The sequence below is a fragment of the Chryseobacterium edaphi genome (assembly GCF_025628985.1).
Lineage (GTDB): Bacteria > Bacteroidota > Bacteroidia > Flavobacteriales > Weeksellaceae > Chryseobacterium > Chryseobacterium edaphi.
In genome coordinates this window covers 717153-738713 of sequence record NZ_JAOTEM010000001.1, presented here as the reverse complement: position 1 = coordinate 738713, position 21561 = coordinate 717153, and the positions used below count along the sequence as shown (strand labels likewise).

Annotated in this window: 26 protein-coding genes and 1 pseudogene; 14 read left to right on the top strand and 13 right to left on the bottom strand. The window is 35.7% G+C overall.

Annotated features, from left to right (window positions below):
- Positions 1–50: 50 nt before the first annotated feature.
- Together NZ698_RS03435 and NZ698_RS03430 are read left to right on the top strand one after the other, a co-directional pair.
- Complete coding sequence (locus NZ698_RS03435) at positions 51–371, top strand: nucleoside triphosphate pyrophosphohydrolase family protein (protein WP_263001689.1); 321 nt, start codon at positions 51–53, stop codon at positions 369–371.
- A 53-nt stretch (positions 372–424) separates the two neighbouring features.
- Positions 425–1051: a TetR/AcrR family transcriptional regulator gene (locus tag NZ698_RS03430; protein ID WP_263001688.1), complete on the top strand. Its 627-nt coding sequence runs from the start codon at positions 425–427 to the stop codon at positions 1049–1051.
- 75 nt (positions 1052–1126) lie between these two features.
- On the opposite strand, the gene NZ698_RS03425 is transcribed toward NZ698_RS03430, so the two are convergent.
- The 8 genes from NZ698_RS03425 to NZ698_RS03400 form a co-directional block, all read right to left on the bottom strand.
- Positions 1127–1786 carry a helix-turn-helix domain-containing protein gene (locus tag NZ698_RS03425; protein WP_368407644.1) on the bottom strand — a complete coding sequence of 220 codons (660 nt, stop codon included), beginning with the start codon at positions 1784–1786 and terminating at the stop codon, positions 1127–1129.
- A 44-nt stretch (positions 1787–1830) separates the two neighbouring features.
- Positions 1831–2040, bottom strand: a complete 210-nt coding sequence (locus tag NZ698_RS19490; RefSeq protein WP_368407643.1) for a hypothetical protein — start codon at positions 2038–2040, stop codon at positions 1831–1833.
- A 37-nt stretch (positions 2041–2077) separates the two neighbouring features.
- Positions 2078–2410 (bottom strand): nuclear transport factor 2 family protein, encoded by a 333-nt coding sequence (locus NZ698_RS03420; RefSeq protein WP_263001687.1) that lies wholly within the window; start codon positions 2408–2410, stop codon positions 2078–2080.
- A 38-nt stretch (positions 2411–2448) separates the two neighbouring features.
- Positions 2449–2655, bottom strand: coding sequence for a hypothetical protein (locus NZ698_RS19485; RefSeq protein ID WP_368407642.1), 207 nt, complete (start codon positions 2653–2655; stop codon positions 2449–2451).
- 24 nt (positions 2656–2679) lie between these two features.
- The gene (locus tag NZ698_RS03415) at positions 2680–3258 is read right to left on the bottom strand and encodes an SDR family NAD(P)-dependent oxidoreductase (protein WP_368407641.1); all 579 of its coding nucleotides are present in this window, start codon (positions 3256–3258) and stop codon (positions 2680–2682) included.
- Positions 3259–3452: 194 nt separating this feature from the next.
- Positions 3453–3923 carry a nuclear transport factor 2 family protein gene (locus NZ698_RS03410; RefSeq protein WP_263001686.1) on the bottom strand — a complete coding sequence of 157 codons (471 nt, stop codon included), beginning with the start codon at positions 3921–3923 and terminating at the stop codon, positions 3453–3455.
- Between the two features lie 84 nt (positions 3924–4007).
- A complete protein-coding gene (locus NZ698_RS03405) occupies positions 4008–4868 on the bottom strand; it encodes a helix-turn-helix domain-containing protein (protein ID WP_263001685.1) in 861 nt (286 codons plus the stop codon).
- An 807-nt stretch (positions 4869–5675) separates the two neighbouring features.
- Positions 5676–6386 (bottom strand): DUF429 domain-containing protein, encoded by a 711-nt coding sequence (locus NZ698_RS03400; RefSeq protein WP_263001684.1) that lies wholly within the window; start codon positions 6384–6386, stop codon positions 5676–5678.
- 62 nt (positions 6387–6448) lie between these two features.
- Between NZ698_RS03400 and NZ698_RS03395 the strand changes: the two genes are divergently transcribed.
- From NZ698_RS03395 to NZ698_RS03370, 6 genes are all read left to right on the top strand, one after another.
- Positions 6449–7957, top strand: coding sequence for a gluconokinase (locus NZ698_RS03395; RefSeq protein WP_263001683.1), 1509 nt, complete (start codon positions 6449–6451; stop codon positions 7955–7957).
- 358 nt (positions 7958–8315) lie between these two features.
- The gene (locus NZ698_RS03390; protein ID WP_263001682.1) at positions 8316–9428 is read left to right on the top strand and encodes a metallophosphoesterase; all 1113 of its coding nucleotides are present in this window, start codon (positions 8316–8318) and stop codon (positions 9426–9428) included.
- A gap of 56 nt (positions 9429–9484) precedes the next feature.
- The gene (locus NZ698_RS03385; RefSeq protein ID WP_263001681.1) at positions 9485–9901 is read left to right on the top strand and encodes a DUF1761 domain-containing protein; all 417 of its coding nucleotides are present in this window, start codon (positions 9485–9487) and stop codon (positions 9899–9901) included.
- 3 nt (positions 9902–9904) lie between these two features.
- Positions 9905–10480, top strand: coding sequence for a YdeI/OmpD-associated family protein (locus NZ698_RS03380; RefSeq protein ID WP_263001680.1), 576 nt, complete (start codon positions 9905–9907; stop codon positions 10478–10480).
- A gap of 105 nt (positions 10481–10585) precedes the next feature.
- Complete coding sequence (locus NZ698_RS03375; protein WP_263001679.1) at positions 10586–11587, top strand: aldo/keto reductase; 1002 nt, start codon at positions 10586–10588, stop codon at positions 11585–11587.
- Positions 11588–11644: 57 nt separating this feature from the next.
- Complete coding sequence (locus NZ698_RS03370; protein ID WP_263001678.1) at positions 11645–12562, top strand: helix-turn-helix domain-containing protein; 918 nt, start codon at positions 11645–11647, stop codon at positions 12560–12562.
- A 168-nt stretch (positions 12563–12730) separates the two neighbouring features.
- Here NZ698_RS03370 and NZ698_RS03365 read toward each other — a convergent pair whose 3' ends face one another.
- The gene (locus tag NZ698_RS03365) at positions 12731–12997 is read right to left on the bottom strand and encodes a hypothetical protein (RefSeq protein ID WP_263001677.1); all 267 of its coding nucleotides are present in this window, start codon (positions 12995–12997) and stop codon (positions 12731–12733) included.
- A 289-nt stretch (positions 12998–13286) separates the two neighbouring features.
- Here NZ698_RS03365 and NZ698_RS03360 point away from each other — a divergent pair, with 289 nt between their 5' ends.
- The 4 genes and pseudogenes from NZ698_RS03360 (at position 13287) to NZ698_RS03345 (ending at position 16439) form a co-directional block, all read left to right on the top strand.
- Complete coding sequence (locus tag NZ698_RS03360; protein WP_263001676.1) at positions 13287–13568, top strand: Rossmann-fold NAD(P)-binding domain-containing protein; 282 nt, start codon at positions 13287–13289, stop codon at positions 13566–13568.
- Between the two features lie 139 nt (positions 13569–13707).
- A complete protein-coding gene (dapB, locus tag NZ698_RS03355) occupies positions 13708–14508 on the top strand; it encodes a 4-hydroxy-tetrahydrodipicolinate reductase (protein ID WP_263001675.1) in 801 nt (266 codons plus the stop codon).
- Between the two features lie 169 nt (positions 14509–14677).
- Positions 14678–15694, top strand: a pseudogene (locus NZ698_RS03350) (epoxide hydrolase family protein); the annotation flags it as partial.
- Between the two features lie 37 nt (positions 15695–15731).
- Positions 15732–16439 (top strand): 2'-5' RNA ligase family protein, encoded by a 708-nt coding sequence (locus tag NZ698_RS03345; protein WP_263001674.1) that lies wholly within the window; start codon positions 15732–15734, stop codon positions 16437–16439.
- Positions 16440–17140: 701 nt separating this feature from the next.
- Here the strand turns inward: NZ698_RS03345 and NZ698_RS03340 are convergent.
- The gene (locus NZ698_RS03340; protein ID WP_263001673.1) at positions 17141–18022 is read right to left on the bottom strand and encodes an NmrA family NAD(P)-binding protein; all 882 of its coding nucleotides are present in this window, start codon (positions 18020–18022) and stop codon (positions 17141–17143) included.
- Between the two features lies 1 nt (position 18023).
- Entirely contained in the window at positions 18024–18467 is a 444-nt protein-coding gene (locus tag NZ698_RS03335; protein WP_263001672.1) for a nuclear transport factor 2 family protein, read from the bottom strand.
- Between the two features lie 93 nt (positions 18468–18560).
- Here NZ698_RS03335 and NZ698_RS03330 point away from each other — a divergent pair, with 93 nt between their 5' ends.
- Positions 18561–18974, top strand: a complete 414-nt coding sequence (locus NZ698_RS03330; RefSeq protein ID WP_263001671.1) for a winged helix-turn-helix transcriptional regulator — start codon at positions 18561–18563, stop codon at positions 18972–18974.
- Positions 18975–19237: 263 nt separating this feature from the next.
- On the opposite strand, the gene NZ698_RS03325 is transcribed toward NZ698_RS03330, so the two are convergent.
- Positions 19238–19678: a nuclear transport factor 2 family protein gene (locus NZ698_RS03325; RefSeq protein WP_263001670.1), complete on the bottom strand. Its 441-nt coding sequence runs from the start codon at positions 19676–19678 to the stop codon at positions 19238–19240.
- A gap of 32 nt (positions 19679–19710) precedes the next feature.
- Positions 19711–20715, bottom strand: coding sequence for a Rossmann-fold NAD(P)-binding domain-containing protein (locus NZ698_RS03320; RefSeq protein WP_263001669.1), 1005 nt, complete (start codon positions 20713–20715; stop codon positions 19711–19713).
- 103 nt (positions 20716–20818) lie between these two features.
- Here NZ698_RS03320 and NZ698_RS03315 point away from each other — a divergent pair, with 103 nt between their 5' ends.
- A complete protein-coding gene (locus NZ698_RS03315; RefSeq protein WP_263001668.1) occupies positions 20819–21385 on the top strand; it encodes a TetR/AcrR family transcriptional regulator in 567 nt (188 codons plus the stop codon).
- Positions 21386–21561: the final 176 nt, after the last annotated feature.

Here is a 21561-nt window from a genome sequence, read left to right as displayed (position 1 = left end):
TTTTAAATCTGTACAATGCTTTAAAATTAAACTAAAAAAAATTGAAATAAATGAAAAATAATGATCTGGACGAAATCATTCGTCGTTCTTTAGAATTAAGACAGAAATACCATCAACTGGAATTACAACATCACGGTAGCCAATGGACTGTCGAAGAAGATGCACTGGCTTATCTTACCGATGCAGGATTGGTCGGCAGGAATATTATGTCTGAGCAAAAACGATGGCCCAATGTTGATTCAAAGTCTGAACTTGAACATAAATTGGGTGAAAATATTTGGTGGCTGATTGTTTTAGCAGAAAGATCAGAGATTGATATCAAGGAAGCTTTAAATCATTTTTTAATCAAAACTGAACAACTTTTCAAGTAATGTTTAATTATTTAGGTAAATAATAACTTTCATTAATTAATAGACTTAAATTAATGACAATACAAATATTATTTTTATCAAATTATTATCTTTGTCATATGGCAAGAAGTGTAGAATTTAACGAGAAGGAAGCAATAGAAAAAGCAATGGATGTTTTTTGGAAAAAAGGCTACAATGGCGCCTCGATGCGGGAACTTACGGATGCAATGGGAATTAATAGCAGTAGTCTGTATAACACGATTGGGGATAAGCACGAACTATTTGTACGCTGCATAAAAAATTACACAGAAGCACGTATGGCTGAAGCTGTAAAAAGTGCTGACGGAAACAAATCTCCACTGAAAACCATCATCGCTTTCATCAATGCTTCTGTAAACACCATTATCTACGGAAAAAATAGTTGCCTTGCCATTAAAACTACATTTGAAATCGCCAATAATGATCAATCAATACAAGCCATTTTAAAAGCGGATAATGATTTTACCAATTCTTTAATCTTGTCTCTGATAAAAAAGGCCATGGAAAAAGGTGAAATCAATAAGGATATAGATGCCGAGATGCTGACAGATTTCATTGTAAGTTCTTTCACCGGATGGCACGAGTCTTTTATCATTAATCAAGATCAAAAACGTATCAAAAAAATGGAAAAGTTTCTGATAAGCCAGATCTCTGCTCAATAATATTGAATTATAAATTCGAAATAAAAAAAATGACAACTTTCACGGTTGTCATTTTTTGTATCAATTATCCTAGATTTAATTGAATGAATTACGAAATTCTAATGGTGAAAGTTCTGTCTGCTTTTTAAAAAATTTATTAAATGACTGTGGATATTCAAATCCTATTCTGTATGCAATTTCGCTAACGCTAAGAGTGCTTGTACTCAACAATACTTTTGCCTTTTCAACCATTTTAGACTGAAGATATTGCTGACTGTTCATCCCCGTTATAGATTGAAGCATATCGCTAAGATAGCGCTGAGACAGACCTATCTTTTCAGCAAGGAAATATATGCTGGGAACACCATTTAACAACGCATCATCATTATTTAAAAAATCTGAGATGATATCGTCCAATTTAGACAAATGATCATTGTGATAGGTTTTGCGGGTAATAAACTGACGGTTATAAAATCGATTACTATAATTGAGCAACTGCTCGATTTGAGAGATGATGATATCCTGACTGAAATGATCAATAGAAGATAAAAGTTCAACTTCGATGCTTTCAAAAATTTTCATTATGGTTGCTTTTTCGGTCTCCGACAGGTGCAATGCCTCATTCACAGAATAGGAGAAAAACCCGAAATCTTGGATGGTTTTCATCAGCGGATAATTCCGTAAAAAATCTGAATGAATAATTAATGAACGACCGCTATAATCCGCTTCACCATCTCCAGCGGAAATCACCTTCATTGGCGCAGAAAAACTAAGTCCACTGCATCGAAATCATAGTATTTCTAACCATATTTGATACGCCCTGTAAAATTAAATTTGAAAGATATCTTGTACATATTGAGTACCATCGCCTTTGATAATTCCGAAACATCTGAGGTAATATCTGCATAATTTGAAATACTGATCAACGGGTGTTGCGGAGCTACAAGACCTAAAGTCTTATGCAATTCTGAGACAGAATTAAATATCCGAGGTTTCTTCTTGCTTTCCATCTTTTAAATTTACAAATTAAATAATTGGTCTTGCAGTTTATAATAAATCTGCTTTGATATGCGATATTTTGTCATCTTTAAAGGTAATGTCGAAGACTCCTCCAATTTTGTTTCCCGGAAAATCTCCTGTAAACTCCACTTTTAAATAAGCTTTATTATCATCAACTTTAATATCAACCAAACTTGTTTGAGTTTTGTAATCTATAAAATAATTCTCAAAATATTCTCTGATGCCTTCGTGCATTTTAAAAGATCTTCCTACGGATGGATCGTCAAGGACCGCATTTTTGTGGTATTGGTTTAAATATTTTTCTATATCGTAATCATTACTAACCTCGATCCATTGTTCTACCAATTTCTGTATATTCATTTTTAAATTCAATTAATATTTTGACTTGTTAACGATCTCTATAAGGAATAAAGCTCACTTACTTCTTCAAAATGCTGTTCCAATCCAAGTTCCTGACGTTTTTTTGTCAATTGTTCGGCATCTGGTCCTGCAATATATCTTAATTGTTTTTTATGATCTGTCGCCGCTTCCAAAACCACTTTTGCCACGTCATCTGCAGAGGAAAAATGCACATTGGTACTTCCATCTTCAAAACCTGCAATCATTTTATTCCACAGTGGCGTGTAATTTTAATTTTCTATATAAGCCAGCGATCGTCCTGCATAATCTGTAGCCATTCCACCTGGAGCAATGGTTTTTAAATAGATTCCAAATTGGTTCACTTCATAATTTACAGATTCGCTCCAGCCTTCAAGCGCAAACTTAGTCGCACTGTACACTGAAGCCAAAGGGTTAGCAACAATACCTGCCGCAGATGTGGTTATGAGAATAATTCCTTCTTTATTATTTTTTCTGAAATAAGTTATAAAGCGTTGTGTCACGCGAAAAGTTCCCAAAATATTGGTATCGATTTGACGCTTGATGTCCTGTTCAGAATAGGCTTCAAAACCACCAACCAAACCATAACCTGCGTTATTAAAAACCACATTTACATCGTGATCCTGAAGGATTTTTTCAATTTTGTTCATTACCTGCTTACTATCCGTAATATCCATTGCATACAAATGGATATTTTTCAAATTAACGAGTTCCGTTTCTTTTTCAGGATTTCTCATTGTTGTGATCACGCTCCACCCTTTTTCTGAGAATAATTTTGCAGTTGCTTTGCCTAATCCGGATGATGCTCCGGTAATAAAAATAGTTTTCATAATATTTATTTAGTTATAGGACAAAGTTCTGATTACTGCAGCGTTTAAAGTAAGCCAGATTGGTATATATTGTATCCAAAAATGAAATAGAACTATGATTATTTTTAGTTAAAGCTAAAAAAAGCCGACATCTTTTAGACATCAGCGTTCATATTTATTTCACATAATTTCTGCGTTGACAATAAACTTACAATTTAGATATCTGTAAGAACTGTAGAATCTCCTGTGCGCCATACATTGTCTATAATGACGTGTTTAATGACCCAATTTTCATTCTCTTTTATCAATTTCACATCATATCTATTTTTCATCAGATAATATTTTGTGTGGTCAAGAGTTGGTACGTGTTGCGCTTCAACCAAAACATCAAGTTTTGCTTCTTCCCCATTAAAACTGATCAGCGGATTGCTGATAGAATGCGTTGTGTCAATTTTACTTAATGAACCTCTTAAAGCGTTAACAATTGTTTCCCTGCCTTCCAAGACAGGATATTCAAAGCCTGCTTTTTTACCTGCTGGTCGAAAGTCTGATATCGCATCTGTAGCAAATGCCGATGATAAAAGTTCAAGATTTTTTTGATCCAGCCCAGCTGCAAAACGGTATAGAGTTTCTGTTATCGCAAATTTATTTACGACCTCCTGCATAGTTGTTGTTTGATTTTCCATTTTATTTATAATAATGTTAATGGAACAAATTTCCGCCATATTTAGCCATATTTAGAGGCATATTCAAGCAGGAATTATGCAAAATCAAACATTATTGTTCTTTCTGAAAACGCTCGGTGTCGTATTCATATTTTTTTTGAAAAATCGGTTGAAATGGGACAAATCTTCAAAACCAAGCGACCAGGATATTTCTTTAATATTCCATTCCGTATTGACCAGAAGTATTTTAGCCTCTTTCATCATTCTGTCCCCAATCAATTTAGTTGTGGTCTTATCGGTGACTGTTTTCAGAGAACGATTTAAATGGTTAATGTGGAGAGACAATGCCTCGGCAAATTCTAAAGGATGTCGCAAAATCATTCTTTGCGAAGGATTCATAATCGGAAACTGACCTTCTAATAATTCTTTAAAATAAGAAGTAATACGAATTGACCCATTAGATTCTTTTATTTGATTGTCACTGTCAGGAATGAGTTTCAAAGCTTTGAGAACAATTTGTAGAATCAAACTTCTCAAATTATCATATTTAAATTTAAAATCAGCATTCAACTCTTTTTCCATTTCCTGAAAAATGACTGAAAACGAAATCATTTCTTCCGCAGATATTTCGATTAAAGGCACAGATTCGGGATTGAAAAGCGGATAATTATTGATATTAACGAATTGATCAAAAAAATTGGCCGTGAATACGCACAAAAAACCGGGATGCTGTTCTCCAATCTGTTCAAATCGGTACACCATATTGGGACGAGAAAATAAGATGGCATACTCCTTAAATTCCACACTTTTATCAGCATAGAAAACCCGATTTTGACCGTGATGCAGACTTATTTTATAAATTCCTTTTTTATTATATGGCTGACAGGCAAAATCTTGAGCATTACTAGGAACAGATATTACATTAAAGCTATCAGGAAGGAAAATTTCTTCTTTTGCTGAACTCATATTTAAAGGAAAATTTACAGATTATGTATCGAACGTTTCAAAATTACGAAATTATAATAAGTTAAAGTAACAATATACTTAAATACACCAAACTTCATTTTTCAATCTATTTATCTAGTACAATCCTACTAAATTTTAATTCAAAATTAAAGACAGTTGAAGCCAAGTATGCTCTAATCGTATCTATTCAATTGTTACATGCACAAAAAAAATATGTTGCAAAAAACTTAACAACTATAAAAAATTAAATTCCAAATTAGGAAGAGCTAAATCCTTTTTAATTTGACTCAAACGAATCAAATCATCGATAAAAGTGTTTGAAGATACGCTCGTCAAGGTCACAAGACCGACATTTGAAGTTTTTTCGCTTCTTTGTCGGTTTTTTTGTTTCCTAACTCACTGTTATTATTTAGATGTTGGGTAATGCTCCTGTATTTACGCTATCGGAAACAAGATACAGATGAAATACCAGATCCAACACAATCCGGAAAAAATACTGGAGATGCATTATTTGATGGAAAAGTGTGGGGCAGCAAAAATAAAGAGCTCCAGTGCTAATCCATGTAGAAATAATACTTATCTGCAATCAGATCTTATTAGTAAAAGCGAAAATTAGAAAAGTGTTAGTTGGTAAACGATTTGAAGAACATATTGTACAAAAACATATGAAGATTGAAATTGTAAATTCACAAATTCCAACTAAAATAGTTACCACGGTATTGAACAAATAAAATTGTTTGATTCTATGTTTTAAAAAAATAGTAAATATCTACTCTGAAAAATTAGAACATACGAGAGGAGCAAATTTCACTTTGTAAAATAATGTATTTTCATCGGTATTCCCAGACTGTCTAAATTACCGTCCTCAAAAGAACTACCGGAATTTACCATCTCCTCAAGGATTACTGCCAGGCAGATAGAATCTAAAATATCATCTGCAGAAACATGTTTTCTTTTAAAATTACTCATTGAATTATTAAAAATGACTTCTGCCCTATCGGAAAAACGTTTCAATACTTTTAACCTTTCCTGCTGGCCCTCAGCGGTCTTTTTATTGTATTGCATAGATTGCTGACTGTTCAAAAAATGAAACGCTACCTCAGGATGCGATTCTTTGATTTTATCTACAAGGCTTCTGTTGTTTTGTAAAAGTTGATCGACTTCTCTGATTTTCGGAACTATACCCCAGGATTGTTTGGAAATACCTTTCTTAAATATTTCTCTATTTATCTGATTAGCTTCTTCATATGATGAAGCATAAATTGACTCCCGACACGGCACTGAAAACAGACTCGCTTTTCTTTTTTTAGATAAGATTTTTCGGGCTATCATTTCGCAGTTTCTTTCTTTCAAATCAATATTAGCGAGACCAACTGGCATATCAATCATGAACATACTGTTTTCCGGATAAAAATTGATCAGATCTGCCAAACTTTTGAAAAGGTCTGCAGTATCACTTTTCATTGACACAGCTACCCAGCCAAACTTACAGCCATCAATACCTATTAATTTTTGCATTTTGTCAAAATCTAATGTAATTTAGATCGTAAATATATCACTTAAACTTTTGATTAAAAATTATGATAATAGGATTAGATATTGGTACGTCGTCTACAAAAGCCGTTGCATTTGACCTGAAAGGCAAAGTCTTGGCAATACAAAATATTTCTTATCCTATACTGAATCCTTCTGAAGGACATTACGAACAGGATCCAGAGGTCATTTATAACGCGTGTATTGAGTCGATTGCGCATGTAATGGACGAATTACACAGCAGTGGTAAGATGTTGCAGCCTTTATGTATTTCGGTGAGCAGTGCCATGCACGGACTGATAGCTGTTGACAAATCAGGCAAGCCGCTCACGAATTGCATAATTTGGGCTGACCGGAGAAGTGAAGATATAGCTACCGAATTGAAGGCAAAGGAAGACGGTAGAATATTATATCAACAGACTGGAACGCCCATTCACCCCATGTCTCTGCTTTGCAAATTAATCTGGATAAAATCGTATGATGAAAAAGTGTTTGAACGATCCCATAAATTTATTGGTATTAAGGAATTTCTTTTTTACCGACTCTTTGCTACCTATGTGGTTGATCATTCCATTGCATCGGCTACGGGACTATTCGATATACATAAGTTAGCGTGGTCTGAATTAGCACTGAATCTGGCAGGAATCTCTGCCGAACAGCTGTCTACACCTGTCCCGATTGATCATGTTTTGGTATTGCAGGACCGAAAAACAGCAGCCTCGATGAGCATACCAGAAGGTACTTCATTTGTTATCGGTGGTAGCGATGGCTGCCTGGCTAATCTGGGAGTAGGAGCTGTGACACCCGGAGTGGCTTCCGTAACTGTTGGCACCAGCGGAGCTATACGGGTTACCTCTCCACTGCCAAATCCGGAGCAAGAGCAACGGTTGTTCAGCTATCTCCTCAGACCCAATGAATATGTAATTGGAGGAGCAGTCAATAATGGTGGTATTTTGCGCAATTGGTTCCGAAGTGCCTTCTTAAGCGAATCGACAAAAAAAATAAAGGATGAGGATTTTACCGATCGTCTAAACGAAATGATAGATTCAGTCGGTCCGGGATCAGAAGGCTTGATTTTTTTGCCTTATTTAACGGGTGAGCGTGCTCCGCACTGGAATTCCAATGCCAAAGGCGTTTATTTTGGAATACAGTTGCAGCACACCTCTGCCCACTTTGCGCGGGCTATGATGGAGGGCATGCTGTTCGCCATCTACAGCGTTGGAATTGCGTTGGAGGAAAACACTGGCTCAATTCAAAAAATCTATGTAAGCGGCGGTTTAGCGCGGTCACAGAATCTGATTCAAATGTTAGCAGACATTTTTAACAGGCCCGTTTTCGTTAAAGATACAGTGGAAAGTTCCGCATGGGGAGCCGCGCTAATAGGTATGGAAGCATTAGGAATTACGCCAAAGAAGTCTGCGGAAGAATACACAACTGCAGATATGAAAAATAACACTGAACAATTTTATGAGCCCAGTATAGAAAATCATGCAGTGTATTTAAAAAATTTCAAACAGTTTCAGAGACTTTATGATAAGCTGAAAGACGAGTTTTAATCATCAAATCTCTGAGATGTTTATACTGCTCTTCTTTAGTTAGTTTAATATGATTTAACACGTAGTGCATATTGAAAAATTGTGCAATGAATGGAATTATATCCTCTTATAACATCAGGTTTTATTGCATGGCTTTCTGAAAATTATACTTATAAATTTGAAACAGAAAATGGCGAAGAACAGATAAGGTAATTCTTTTTCAAATCCAGGGAGAAATTGTCGAAAAATATATCAAAATTTCACTGTAAAGCCTTAAAATCAGATTCCGTAGCAAATAATCTGAACACAAAAAAAAGAGATTAGCATACAAATGATCGATAGCATTAGATGAAATTTGCATTTACATCAAACAACAATTATGAATTGGTTTTTAGTAACAGCAATTTCAATATGTATCATCTTACTGATTTTTTTAGGATATAGAATAACCGGGATTGGAAATTATTCGTGGATCATTTCCGGGATCAGCATTGGTCTGATTTTATTATATCCGCTCGTCTGGTATAGTGTTTTACCTGAAAAGATTGACAGAATCGTCAGATTCATCGTCCATATTGATATGGGAATGCTCAGTTTAGTAATTGCTTTTATACTTATCAGAGATCTGCTGTTCCTTCCTATTTCTTATTTTAAACCATCCTGGTCAGATTTTGCTTTTTCAAACTATGGAACATATTTTTTGATATTATTTTCTGCATTCCTTTTATTCATCGATTTTTTACGTGCAAGTAAAGGTCCCGAGTTGGTTGATATCCAGGTGCCTGTAAAAGCCCTTCCAGATGAACTTCATAATTTCTCAATAGTACAGATCAGTGATCTTCACGCAGGAGCAGGGATTGACAAGCAATATGTTGATCGTGTTGTCGAAAAAGCTCTCAGCTTAAACGCAGACATCGTTGTTCTTACAGGAGACATAGCGGATGGCAGTTTTGAAAAATATCAGCATAATCTGCAGTCATTGTCAAGGTTAACCGAAAGGTTTCAGATTTATTATGTTACAGGAAATCACGAGTACTTACGGGACAGTGACCTTTGGATTTCTTATTTTAAAAGCATCGGTATCAAAGTTTTGATGAATGAAAATACAACCGTAAATTTTAAAGGAAAATCTATTCTCATTGCCGGAATAATAGATCCTGCTGTGAAAGAATTAAGACCCAGTTCAGGACCTGACATTCAAAAAGCGTTAGCGGGAAATTATAAGGCAGATTTTAAGATATTACTTGCACACCAACCCAATATAGCAAAAGAAGCTTCAACACACTTTGACCTGCAATTATCCGGGCACACTCATGCCGGACAGTTTTTTCCCTGGAATATTTTTATAAACCTAACTCAACCTTTCGCAAAAGGTTTGAAAAAATGTGATAAAATGTGGGTATACACCAATTCGGGAACGGGTTATTGGGGGCCACCTTTCCGATTGGGAACAACATCAGAAATTACACTTCTTCATTTGATACAACAATAATTTTCTGCTTCAAATTATCGAACCTAATCAACTAAACTTAATTTAAATACTCAATTATGATCTTAAATCAACTTTCAAATGTCAACTTGTTTGCAATTCTGGTGGCGTTTTTCGTATTCTTTATGTTGGGATATGTATGGTATCAACTTCTGTTTGTCAAAGCTTACAAAATCGCTTTGGGGAAAGAGAACGAGGAGCTGCCGAAAAAATCTGTGTATATCATTGGCCCTGCGGTCTGCTGTATAATATACATTTTAACCAGCGCAATTTTAATATATGCTCTGAACATAACAAGCTTATGGACTGCTTTGGAGTTCGCTTTGATTGTCGGAATTGGTTATTTAGTGACAAACACGACCAATATTGCCATCAATCCCAATATCCCAAAACCATTTTTATACAGTTTAATAAGTGGTGGTTATTTTTTATTAAGCATCATTCTTGTCAGCTTTATATTGGTTGTAATGAAATAAATAATGAATTCAGAAATCGAGATCTATCATCCGGAAACGCTTAATGACTGGAGAAAATGGCTGTTTGAGAACAGTAGTGTGAAGCATGCTGTTTGGGTTGTCTTTTATAAGAAAGGTTGCGATATTCCCAGTATTTCATGGAGTGATGCCGTAGATGAAGCTTTATGTTTTGGCTGGATTGACAGCAAGAAAATTAAAATAGATGATCAGAAATCTCATCACTATTTCAGTAAAAGAAAATCAAATGGTACGTGGTCTAAAATTAATAAAGATAAGATCGAAAAACTAATGCTGGAAAACAGGATGACTTCGAAAGGACTAGAATCTGTACAGGAGGCCAAAAAAAACGGATCATGGAATCTGCTTGATGATGTTGAAGCGTTAGTTATTCCAAAGGATTTACAAATAGCTTTCGAAAAAGAGCCTCAGGCCTTTGAATTTTACAGCGCACTGAGTAAAACTGCTAAAAAAAATATTCTGCTTTGGATGGTCACGGCAAAACTTTCTGAAACGAGAATCAAAAGAATCGACGCCATCATAGAATGTGCGCTTCTTAACAAAAAACCGCCTCACATCTAAACCACAGTAATCATCAATGCCCATATTAGAACACAAAGTCAAGAGATTAGAACACTACCGTGCATATTGTATTGATCAACTTTGTAATATTAAAATGTATGTATTATGAAAAAAGTAAAATTAGGATCGCAAGGTCTGGAAGTTTCACAGGTTGGCTTAGGATGCATGGGCATGACAAAATTTGCCGGTCATGATGTTTATAAAACAGCGGACGAAAAAGAAGCTTTGTTAACCATCGAGCGTTCATTAGAATTAGGAGGTAATTTTCTGGACACCGCAGATCAGTACGGACCTTGGGAAAATGAACGTTTTATTGCCAAAGCGATTTGTGAAAATAGGGATAAATATATTATTGCCACAAAGTTCGGACATGAAATTAATGACAATGGTGAATTAACATGGGGTATCAATGCAACTCCGCAATATGTAAAAAAAGCTGCTGAACGCTCTCTGAAAAATTTAAAAACCGATTGCATCGATCTGTACTATCTTCACAGACTGGATCCTAATGTTCCAGTTGAAGAAACTGTTGGTGCAATGGCAGATCTTGTACAGGAAGGTAAAGTGAAATATTTGGGACTTTCAGAAGTTTCAGTCAGCACCATTAAAAAAGCTCATGCAGTACATCCGATATCTGCGCTTCAAAGTGAATTTTCGCTGTTTGAAAGATCAGTTGAGGACAATGGAATCTTGAAAACCGTCAGTGACATGGGTATCGGTTTTGTATCTTATTCACCATTGGGACGCGGATTTCTTACAGGTGACATTAAAAGTGCAGAAGATCTGGCAGAGGGTGACTGGAGATTAAATATTCCCCGTTTTCAGGGCGAATATTTGCAAAAGAATATTGAACTGGTTAAAGAAATCGGAAAGTTGGCATCTGAAAAGGAAGTAACAACTGCCCAAATCGCATTGGCGTGGGTAATCTCCAAAGGGATTATTCCTATTCCGGGAACGTCTAAGAGAACAAATCTGGAAAAAAATTATGCTTCGGCCGACATTCAGTTAAGTGATTCCGAAATAAAGAGACTGGAAGAGATCATTCCTCCGGGAGCAGACACCGGTGCACGATACGATGAGCACGGAATGAAAAGTATTGATCAATAAAAATTTATTAATTTTGGGAGGCGGAATTTTCTGTCTCCTTTTCTTCAATTTCAATTTATGAAAGGTAAAAATACCCCACAACATGTGAATTCTGTCAGTCAGGTACATCGCATTCTGGAAATACCATCTCCCAAACATCCTTTGGTCAGCGTCATTGACCTGAGTACTTTAAATCATTCAAAGCAAGCTGTATCCGGTAGTTTTGTCAATGAATTCTATTCTATTTTTATCAAAAAAGATTTTGAAGGAAAGATGAGATACGGACAACAGTTTTATGACTTTGATAACGGCGTTATGATTTTCTGCAGTCCGGGACAGTTGATTTCTGTCGAAGATACAGGAAGTAACAAGCCAAAAGGTTGGTGGCTACTTTTCCATCCGGATTTTTTACAGACCTATCCATTAGCATCTAAAATTCTTGAATATGGATTTTTAAAATACGAAATGAATGAGGCACTGCATTTATCAGAAGATGAAGAAACGATGATTGCAGGTATTATGAGAAGTATTCATAACGAATATATGTCGTCTATCGATAATTTCAGTCAGGATGTCATTGTCTCACATATTGAACTGCTTCTCAATTATGTTAACCGCTACTACAACCGACAGTTCATTACCAGAAAACTGACAAACAACGATTTGCTGGTCAAACTGGAAAAATTACTGGATCAGTATTTTGCAGAGGATCTTCCACAAACGCAGGGGCTGCCTACAGTTGCCTATGTGTCTTCAAAATTAAATGTCTCAGCAAACTATTTAAGCGATCTGCTTCGGGTTACGACCGGACAAACTACCCAATTTTATATTCACGAAAAAATAATACAGAGAGCTAAAAATATTCTTTTGAATACGAATCTCACAGCCACAGAAATCGCCTATCATCTGGGATTTGACTATCCACAATCATTCAGTAAATTATTTAAAGCTAAAACTAACCTTTCACCGATTGAGTTCAGAAAGTCATTCAACTGATATCACTGAAGACTCCTGAATTACTCAATATGATTTAACAGTATTAAAATTAACTTCAGGTAAGGATTCTAAGTCAAACTTTAGAAAATTTCCATTTCTTAATCACTCAATCTGCTAATTATAATACTCCTGAGTTGTTCGATTAACTTAAATTTTCATAAAAACTTTTTATTTCAAAGACCATTCGCTGAATGTAGTTGAAAAATATCCAGCTTCTCGCTCAAACCTGTTATCGTAATAGTACACTGCCTTTCTGCCTTCTAAAGTATATAGCAACAGATAAGGTAAATGCCTAAAATCATAGTAAATGTACTTATTGAACTTGCCTGCAGTTGTGCTCTTTGAATTTACAAAGGTGATGGGTTTTGCTGAAAAGGCGTCAAATTGCGAAAAGTCATTCTGCTGAAAGATATGTGTAATTTCGTGTGCAACCAATCTAATTTCGTTTTTATACGGATCATGCAGTACAATTGCAGCAATAAAGACATTGCGCTGTCCGGTATTTTACGAAAGTATTTTGTATCAAACCGCTTCATTAAAAGAAACTGGAACTTTCTTTTTGCCCATTGATGGAAATTACAAAATGCCACAAGTCGCGGTAAAAGACATTGCGACGAAAGCTGTGTAATTTCTGATTGATAAAACCTGGGCAGGTGTACTAGGATATGCGATTCAGGGTCTAGAAGACATTAGCTGTAATGACATTGCAATTCAACTCAGTGAATTGACAGGCAAACCGATCCGTTTTCAGCAGGTTTCAAATGACGACTATATTAAAACTCTATTAGAACAGCACCATACATCGGAAGCATTTGCAGTCTCTTTAACTGAAATGCTGAAGGCAATTGGTAATGGCCTTTACGATACTGAACCACGAACAAATTATACTTTAACAACAATTAAAGTGTGGATGAGAGAGAATGTAGTTAATAAAATAAGGTCAGGAACTAACATAGAAACTTTCAATTGGCATTGGAAACTTAGCTTTTTATCTATCTCTTTTTAATATTTTATTTATTTTTGATACCCGACAATTGACAGTTAAAAATTTGACCATTAATTATTGCAGCAGTTTTATTCTGCTACACTTATCATTATCATATAAGAAATTAAAAGAGGATAAATACTAACAAAACACGGCGAATATGATAAAAGTATGTATTGCAGGCGGCACCGGTTGGGCAGGTTCTGAATTGAGCAAAGGCGTTTTTATGCACCCGAATATGAAATTAGTTGGTGCAATTTCAAGAAAACATAAAGGAGAAAATTTAGGTACTGTTCTTAATTTAGCTTCAGCAGACATTCCAATTTTTGGTGATGTCGAAACTGCACTAAAAGAAGTAGATTTTGAAGTACTGGTAGAATATACTAAGCCAGACATTGCATTGAAGAACGTCATCTCTTCTCTTAAAAGAGGTAAAAATGTGGTTATCGGTACTTCGGGGCTTACCGATGAAGATTATTCAGAAATAGAAAAAACAATAGACGAAAACGACGCCTCTGTTTTGGCTGTAGGAAACTTTGCTTTAACAGTCGTGCTGCTTCAAAAGTTTTCTGAAATGGCAGCAAAATACATCCCAAACTTTGAGATTATAGATTACGCCCACGAAGACAAAATAGATTCACCAAGTGGAACCGCAAGAGAATTGGCTTACCGACTTTCAAAAGTTCAGAGACCAAATCCTTATATTACTGAAGAAGATCTGATTGGCGAAAAAGCCAGTCGCGGTGCAAAACTTAATGAAGTTCAAGTGCATTCTGTCAGGCTTCCTGGTCATGTAATTTCTATTGAAGCAATTTTTGGATTAAAAGATGAAAAACTGTCCATTCGTCACGATTCAGGATCAAGTGCAGAACCTTATGTAAAAGGCGGACTTTTAGCAATTGAAAAGGTCGGAACCTTTAAAGGATTAAGAAGAGGACTTGACAGTGTAATGGAATTCTAAACCAGTGAAATTGGAATTTAGCATTCGATAAATTTGATAAAAAAGCGCAATGATAAAGCCATTTTACGCACATACTTCCGAAGAAATCCTTGACGACTTGAAGACAAGAATCAGAAACACCCGTTGGACAGATGAGATTCGCAATTCATTTTGAAGTTATGGAACCAGTCAATCTTTTTTAAAAGAATTATGCCATTACTGGCTTAATAATTTTGATTGGAGGGCAGTGGAGGCAGAAATAAATTCTTTTCCTAATTTTATCGCTACTATTGATGATCACGAAATTCATTTTTTACATGTAAAAGGAAAAGGTGAAAATTGCATTCCACTGATCGTTACGCATGGTTGGCCAGGCTCGTTTATTGAAATGATAAAACTGATTCCTATGTTAACAGAAGATAAGGATCTCTCTTTTGATCTGGTTATTCCATCGATAGTTGGTTTTGGATATTCCGGTGCAAGCAAAGTAGATGGATGCAATTCTGAGTTTGTTGCCGATCTTTGGCAGAAATTAATGCTTGAATTGGGTTACAATCAATATGGAGCACAGGGTGGCGATATTGGTTCGGGAATAAGCACATGGCTGGCTTTAAAATACCCTGACAACATAATTGGCTTGCATCTTAATTACATTTCAAGTTCTTACAAACCTTACATGAAAGACAGTGAACAAGTTACTTCTGAAGTCTTGGAATTTCAAAAACTTATTGAGATTTGGTCTTCCACAGAAGGCGCCTATTCCATTATTCAAAGCACAAAACCTCAAACTTTGGCTTACGGATTAAATGATTCGCCTGTGGGACTGTGTGCCTGGATGATAGAAAAATTTAATGACTGGAGCGATAATGATGGTAATATTTATAACGTTTTCTTAAAAGACGAACTCCTTGCGAACATAACGCTGTATTGGATCACGCAAAGCATCCACTCATCGATCCGGATATACAGTGAAAACAGCAAACATCCGATACAATTTGGAGAAAACGACTTTGTAGCAGTTCCTGTGGGTTTCGCAAAATTTCCTGAAGAAGTTCCAACCCCACCAAGGTCTTATATTGAAAAAAGTTTTAATATTGCTTATTGGACGGAAATGCCGTTGGGAGGAAATTTTGCAGCAATGAAACAACCAAGATTATTAGCCGATGACATTAAGAGGTTTTTCAAAAGTACTATATTAATAAGTTAATCTTTAAAAGCTGAAACATGAAATCTAAAATTATAATATGAGCAGTATAAGTGAATCGCAGGAAATCTACAATCAATTATATCACAGTTCAAAGCACCTTGTACGAGCTGGAGAAATTGATATTGACCAAAACTTGCTTGATCAAAAAAATGATCACCGGCGTGGTCTAAGTATTATTCTTCGTCCTGATAGCAATACAGCAAATCAAATAGAAAGATTTCAAGACGAAATGCAAAAGCTCGACAGTAGACAATACTATCAGCCCAAAACTGATCTGCATATTACTATACTATCGATCATTACAGCATATGACGGTTTCAAAATGGAACAAATTGATATTGAACATTATTCAAATATCATCAGCGACGCTTTAAAAAACCACAAAAAATTTTCGATATCGTTACAGGGTGTTACCTGTTCCACAGGTGCTGTTATGATACAAGGTTTTGATGAGAGTGGGAGCTTGCAATCCATGAGGGAAAATATCAAACATGCTTTTAAAAACTCTAAGATCAAAGATTCATTAGATTCGAGATACATATTAAAAACAGCACATTTTACGGTAGTGAGATTCATGCAACATCTTAAGGATCCGCAATCATACTTTGAAATCATAGAAAAGTACAGAGATCATTATTTTGGATCTTTTGAGATTACAGAACTGGATTTTGTCTTTCACGACTGGTATCAAAGTAATGAAAGACTTCAGATTCTTAAAAAAGTAAAACTGCATTCAACCCATTAAATTCTAGCTGCGCTATACAAATCTATATTTGTCAAGTCAACAAAGAAGGGAGTAATTCAGTACTTATCTTCTTCTGAACCACCCCCTTTAATTATATGCTAAATTAGCAGACTATTCGCCTGAGATTTACAGCATCCTTCACAAATCTTTTTTAACACCTCTTATGATGATAGTATATATAAAAATATTATTGCACTGTAAATACTCTTCTTACCTTCCCGATTTTCTGCTCATTATCCAAGCAAGTGAACATATTATAATACCTGAAAGAACAGCGTAAATTGGTAGCCAGACGAAAAGTAAGCCGCTCGTAGATGATTTTGAAGCGAGATTATTGATGTCAAAATACCACATAAGTTGTGCTGTTAGTGGAAATACCAACAATATCAATCCGGCCAAAATATAACAGATAAAAGCTGCTGTATCAGAACGATTTATTTTCTTAAAAACTGTCAGTTGAAAAACGTAAAAAATAGCGATCGGTAGCAATTGATACAAGGCAAAGTAATTAAACCCCAAGACCAGAAAAGCCACAACGGCGCATGCTAGACATAGGATAAGTGCAGTGATATTTTTCATTATCAAATATAATTATTATTTTATAAGGTAGTATTCAATTAATCTTGCATTCAAGCTGCCAGTGACAACCTTTAAAGATCTTGATCAATGATTTATTTTTAATTGTAAAAGCTTTTCCGACTTTACAGTAAAGGTAATAGTTTCTGTTCTGCAAACTGTTCAAAGCTTGTGGGCGTTGAAACTTCAGGAGTTCGCGGGGTTGCATAGGCGGCATTTGGATCTCCCAGAGCAGTGTGCAGATCGACTAATTCCTGTACTACTTTTTCTGTAATACCCAGGGTCTTAAGTTGAGCTTTTAATTCATCAAAAGATTGCTGAACATATTCTACAGGTTTTTTTGTCAGCGTTGTCAGTCGCGCCGCAATATCCTTCAGCGTAATATTTTCCGGACCCATCAGATTCAGTTTCCAATGGCCAGACCAAGTGTCATCAAGCAAGTAATGGGCCGCTGCATCACCAATATCATCTGTACTGACAAATGGAATGTCGTGATCACCGTCGAAAGGGAAGCTGAATTTTCCCTCTTCCATTATGCTTTGTGCCTGTTGCACAAAATTTTCCATAAAGTATCCCGGCCTTAATGCCAGAACATTAGTGCTGAGCCTGTCAAATGCTACTTCCATAGCTCCACAATAGCTCACCGTTCCAAGATTGGGAGTCGTAGACGCCCCGAGAGATGAGATAAGAACTACTTTTTTAATTTTATTTGCATTAACTGCTGCAATACCGGCATCGGTAACTTTCCGGTACCATTCTTCCAAACTTGTTGTTTCTAAAACCGGTGGAACAAGTAGGAATAGTGCATCTACACCTTTTGTGGCTTCAATCATCTGCTCACTTTTGCTGATATCTACTACCGCATGAGTTGAATTGCTGATATTTAATTGTGTCAATCTTTCAGGATTTTGGCCAAGCAAAACCGTTTCTGCGCCCTTACGTGCTATCTGCTGCGCTACTCTTTTCCCAATATTTCCTGTTGCTGCAGCAACTGCTATTTTCTTCATATTATTGTTTTACTGAATTGTCGATGATACGATGAGCTTCTTCTTTTGCCATCAAGGACTGCAAAACCGGCAGGACATTCCAATATTCCTTGTAGATACTGAACTTTCCGTTTTCCAGCTTAAAATTGACTACGTAATTTTGCTTGTAGACTGCACCTGAGTGTGGCACTGTAGTTTCTCCCTGAAACTCTCCCCAGTACCAATCCGCTTCCTGTAAAGCATCCACTTTAATACCGGTGAACAAGATATCGGGCATTTGTCCCAGCATATTATCGAGATGTTTTCGATAGTCATCTTTCGTCAGCTGATAAGGAAGACCCATTTCCTTTGCGTATGGATATTCAATTGTTGATTCTGAATTGAATAATTCCAATACCGTATCTGTATCCTGATTAAATGCGCGCAGCAAATCATTCAGAATTTTGTAACCTTCTGTTTTTTCCATTTAATTCTCTCTTTATTAATAACAAAGCTATGATCATTTATATATATTTGCAAGAAGGCACCCTAAAGTGCTGTAAGCACTTAAAAGTTAGAAATGGACCCAATCAACATCAATCAAGCAGAAAAAGATGATAATTATTTTAAATTGCAGCAGGCATTGCATCTAAAATCCAACCTGGATGAAAGTTGTATCCTTAATCAGTCATTAACCTTGATTGCGAATAAATGGACTCTACTTGTTTTAATGGCATTGATGCAGGGAACCAAACGTAACAGTGAACTGCAAAAGCAAATTGATGGGATATCTCCTAAGATGCTCACCCAGACTCTGAAAATTTTGATCGGCTATGGGATGGTAACACGAAAAGCATTTCCAATAGTTCCGCCAAAAGTAGAATACCAATTGACGGAATTTGGTAAAAGCACAGCAGATCCTCTAATGGCTCTTCTTGAGTGGTCTTCCAAATGGGAGTCTCAACTGACAAAATTATACAAAGAAAGCCTTTGAAAACTTGCTTACATATAGTATAAAATAATAGTATATTTTCATTATTTTAAATATCGGATGTACCCAGTCTTGCTTTGGGTCTGCTTTATAGCAGATTTTTATTTTCATTTGTATTATAAATACAAAAACTCCCGAAAATGTAAGTTTTCAGGAGTTCATCGAATGCTAAGTTGCATCTTATTCCCCAGCTAGTTGCAGGTTTACCTATACGGGCCGAAAAAATTTTCAACTTAAAATGGGAATCAACCTTGATAGATCACTACTTAAGGTTTCTTTTCTATCACGAATGCTTTCAGCTCGGCAATTTTTCCATTTTCGAAACGCCAGATATCGCAATAATTGAAGTGTTCATATTTTCCATTCTTATTTTTTAATCTGATGTTACCTGTTACGGTAACGAAATCACCTTCTTCGATTGCCAGTTCCACATCAAATACCGGTGGTTCAATGTAAAATTCTTTCATATATGCCCGAACCTCTTCTTTACCATGAAGGATACGCTCGCCGACAAATACCCATTTGGTATCAGTGGTACAGTATGCTAAAAAACTTTCGTAATTGCCTTTTGATACAAATTCATTGGCTGTGTGCAGGATTGCTGTGTTGTTCATATTTTTCTGTTGTTTTAGATTGTTATTATTTTTTGCCTGTGCATCAAGATTGATCATCAGCAAAACTGTTATAATGATTAATAATTTTTTCATAATGAAGTTGAATAGATTAGATTTGAATAAATTTAAGAAGCATCTTCAATCGTGTGAATTCCGAATTCTGATAAACGCTTGATGATGTCGTCCTCTGATACTATAGTTTCAGGAAGATACAGACCCCCTATTTTTTGTGTGGATTTTCCGTTTAGACCCAGTATATTTTCTGTAATAAGATAGACTCCGACAGCAGTGAGATGAGAATTTCCTTTTGATCCCGAAACTATGGTGCGAAGTTTAGTCTTTTCACCGGACAGCAATATACCTTCAATTTCAATATAGAGATCATGTGAAGCTTCCAAACCATTATTGGTGCCTATCGAATTTCCAACAATGAAATCGAACCGTATGTTTTCAGCACCTGTAAGTGCAGCGATACTGGGAACATCAAGGGTCCCCATTGGATGACCCACTATTGACGTACCATCGAAGAGTTTAATCATTCTTGTATTGGCTTTAGATTCTACATGCAGCCATTTTCCGTCCTTACGCATCAGTGCCCTGCCTACAAAACCTGTCACCTCGTTTGTGACCAGCGGTCCTACAGGATCTTTCTCATCATATAGCCCGGCTGTCTCTACAGTTTCAATATGGCTAAATTTTTCAGCCAGTTGCCTAACAACAAGTGTCAGCAGCCCTGCCTGCCAATGACCCGCAAAGACTACCGGAGCTGTTATTTTTTTATGCAGGCTCAGAAATGCCGTAGGAGAAATTTGGTCAGCCAATTCGCTTACTGTAATGCAGGCAATACCTTTGGCAATAGAAGTTTCTCTCAGTATATTACTTTCGTCTCCTAATGCTGATATGATAAGATCAATTTTATGAAATTGATCTAAGTTAAATCCTTTCTCCAGATTAATTTGAGCCGTTTCAGCGTTACCTAATTCCGTGGCAAGCAGTTTACCGTTTTGAGGATTTCTGCCTGCAAGAATGAGTTTAATTTTACTGTCCGATTTTCTGATCAGCCGCGCTATGTTGCTTCCCACCTGTCCATAACCGCCGATAATTAAGATTCGTTTTTCCTGTGATTCCATAAAAAATATTTTAATTTTATTTTAGGTCATTTGACCTAATGCAAATATAGGTCATTTGACCTAAACCAGCAATACTTTAATATTTTATTTTTAAATTTACAGGATGGACAAAAAGGAGGAACGTTTAAATAAGATTTTATCAACAACCATAGATTTACTTACCAAAGAAGGAGCAGAAAATCTGTCGATGAGAAAAGTAGCGAAAAATGCTGATTTGTCCTTAAGTAACCTTCAGTATTATTATAAGGATAAAAATCTGCTCTTGATTGCCACTGTAGAATTTTATTTTGAAAGCTGCAAGAAAGAACTCTCCCATGCTATTAAACTTTTGAGTGTTGACAGCACACCTGATAAAAATGTTTTTCTGGAAAAAATATTAAATATGCTGTTAATAGATGGAAGATCCAGCCATCAGACGTTAATGTTCCAGGAAATATGGACTTTAGCTTCAAGAAATAAAGAATTGCAGGATGCTGTAGAAAGGTATTATAAGACCTACTGCCTATGGATGATAGATTTAGTTTCCACATTCTGTAAAAAGCCTGATGAAATCGTTAGTTTTCTTATTCCATTTGTAGAAGGCTATACCATCGTAAGTAATGTTATTCCTACAGACAAAGAAGGAGTAATTGTAATGATGGTAAAACTAATTTCTATGTTGGAGAAATAAATTTAGATAAAATATATTTAATAATTTTGAAAAATCATCAAGTAGTTTTTATTTACATATCCTTCACTCCAGTATAAATCTAGTGAATATCTTACTCTTTTCACGTGATACGTAAATATAGTACTATTTCATTCTTTCATAATTACTTCTGTCACTTAAGCAGAGATCCATCAGTT

Coding starts and splice junctions, on each gene's coding strand:
- NZ698_RS03320 (WP_263001669.1), bottom strand. CDS start 20,715: ATGGAATCACAGGAAAAACGAATCTTAATTATCGGCGGTTATGGACAG.
- NZ698_RS03385 (WP_263001681.1), top strand. CDS start 9,485: ATGATCTTAAATCAACTTTCAAATGTCAACTTGTTTGCAATTCTGGTG.
- NZ698_RS19485 (WP_368407642.1), bottom strand. CDS start 2,655: ATGATTGCAGGTTTTGAAGATGGAAGTACCAATGTGCATTTTTCCTCT.
- NZ698_RS03430 (WP_263001688.1), top strand. CDS start 425: ATGACAATACAAATATTATTTTTATCAAATTATTATCTTTGTCATATG.
- NZ698_RS03425 (WP_368407644.1), bottom strand. CDS start 1,786: ATGAAGGTGATTTCCGCTGGAGATGGTGAAGCGGATTATAGCGGTCGT.
- NZ698_RS03420 (WP_263001687.1), bottom strand. CDS start 2,410: ATGAATATACAGAAATTGGTAGAACAATGGATCGAGGTTAGTAATGAT.
- NZ698_RS03330 (WP_263001671.1), top strand. CDS start 18,561: ATGGACCCAATCAACATCAATCAAGCAGAAAAAGATGATAATTATTTT.
- NZ698_RS03325 (WP_263001670.1), bottom strand. CDS start 19,678: ATGAAAAAATTATTAATCATTATAACAGTTTTGCTGATGATCAATCTT.
- NZ698_RS03405 (WP_263001685.1), bottom strand. CDS start 4,868: ATGAGTTCAGCAAAAGAAGAAATTTTCCTTCCTGATAGCTTTAATGTA.
- NZ698_RS03390 (WP_263001682.1), top strand. CDS start 8,316: ATGAATTGGTTTTTAGTAACAGCAATTTCAATATGTATCATCTTACTG.
- dapB (WP_263001675.1), top strand. CDS start 13,708: ATGATAAAAGTATGTATTGCAGGCGGCACCGGTTGGGCAGGTTCTGAA.
- NZ698_RS03340 (WP_263001673.1), bottom strand. CDS start 18,022: ATGAAGAAAATAGCAGTTGCTGCAGCAACAGGAAATATTGGGAAAAGA.
- NZ698_RS03415 (WP_368407641.1), bottom strand. CDS start 3,258: ATGAAAACTATTTTTATTACCGGAGCATCATCCGGATTAGGCAAAGCA.
- NZ698_RS03410 (WP_263001686.1), bottom strand. CDS start 3,923: ATGGAAAATCAAACAACAACTATGCAGGAGGTCGTAAATAAATTTGCG.
- NZ698_RS03370 (WP_263001678.1), top strand. CDS start 11,645: ATGAAAGGTAAAAATACCCCACAACATGTGAATTCTGTCAGTCAGGTA.
- NZ698_RS03380 (WP_263001680.1), top strand. CDS start 9,905: ATGAATTCAGAAATCGAGATCTATCATCCGGAAACGCTTAATGACTGG.
- NZ698_RS03435 (WP_263001689.1), top strand. CDS start 51: ATGAAAAATAATGATCTGGACGAAATCATTCGTCGTTCTTTAGAATTA.
- NZ698_RS03345 (WP_263001674.1), top strand. CDS start 15,732: ATGAGCAGTATAAGTGAATCGCAGGAAATCTACAATCAATTATATCAC.
- NZ698_RS19490 (WP_368407643.1), bottom strand. CDS start 2,040: ATGGAAAGCAAGAAGAAACCTCGGATATTTAATTCTGTCTCAGAATTG.
- NZ698_RS03335 (WP_263001672.1), bottom strand. CDS start 18,467: ATGGAAAAAACAGAAGGTTACAAAATTCTGAATGATTTGCTGCGCGCA.
- NZ698_RS03400 (WP_263001684.1), bottom strand. CDS start 6,386: ATGCAAAAATTAATAGGTATTGATGGCTGTAAGTTTGGCTGGGTAGCT.
- NZ698_RS03395 (WP_263001683.1), top strand. CDS start 6,449: ATGATAATAGGATTAGATATTGGTACGTCGTCTACAAAAGCCGTTGCA.
- NZ698_RS03375 (WP_263001679.1), top strand. CDS start 10,586: ATGAAAAAAGTAAAATTAGGATCGCAAGGTCTGGAAGTTTCACAGGTT.
- NZ698_RS03315 (WP_263001668.1), top strand. CDS start 20,819: ATGGACAAAAAGGAGGAACGTTTAAATAAGATTTTATCAACAACCATA.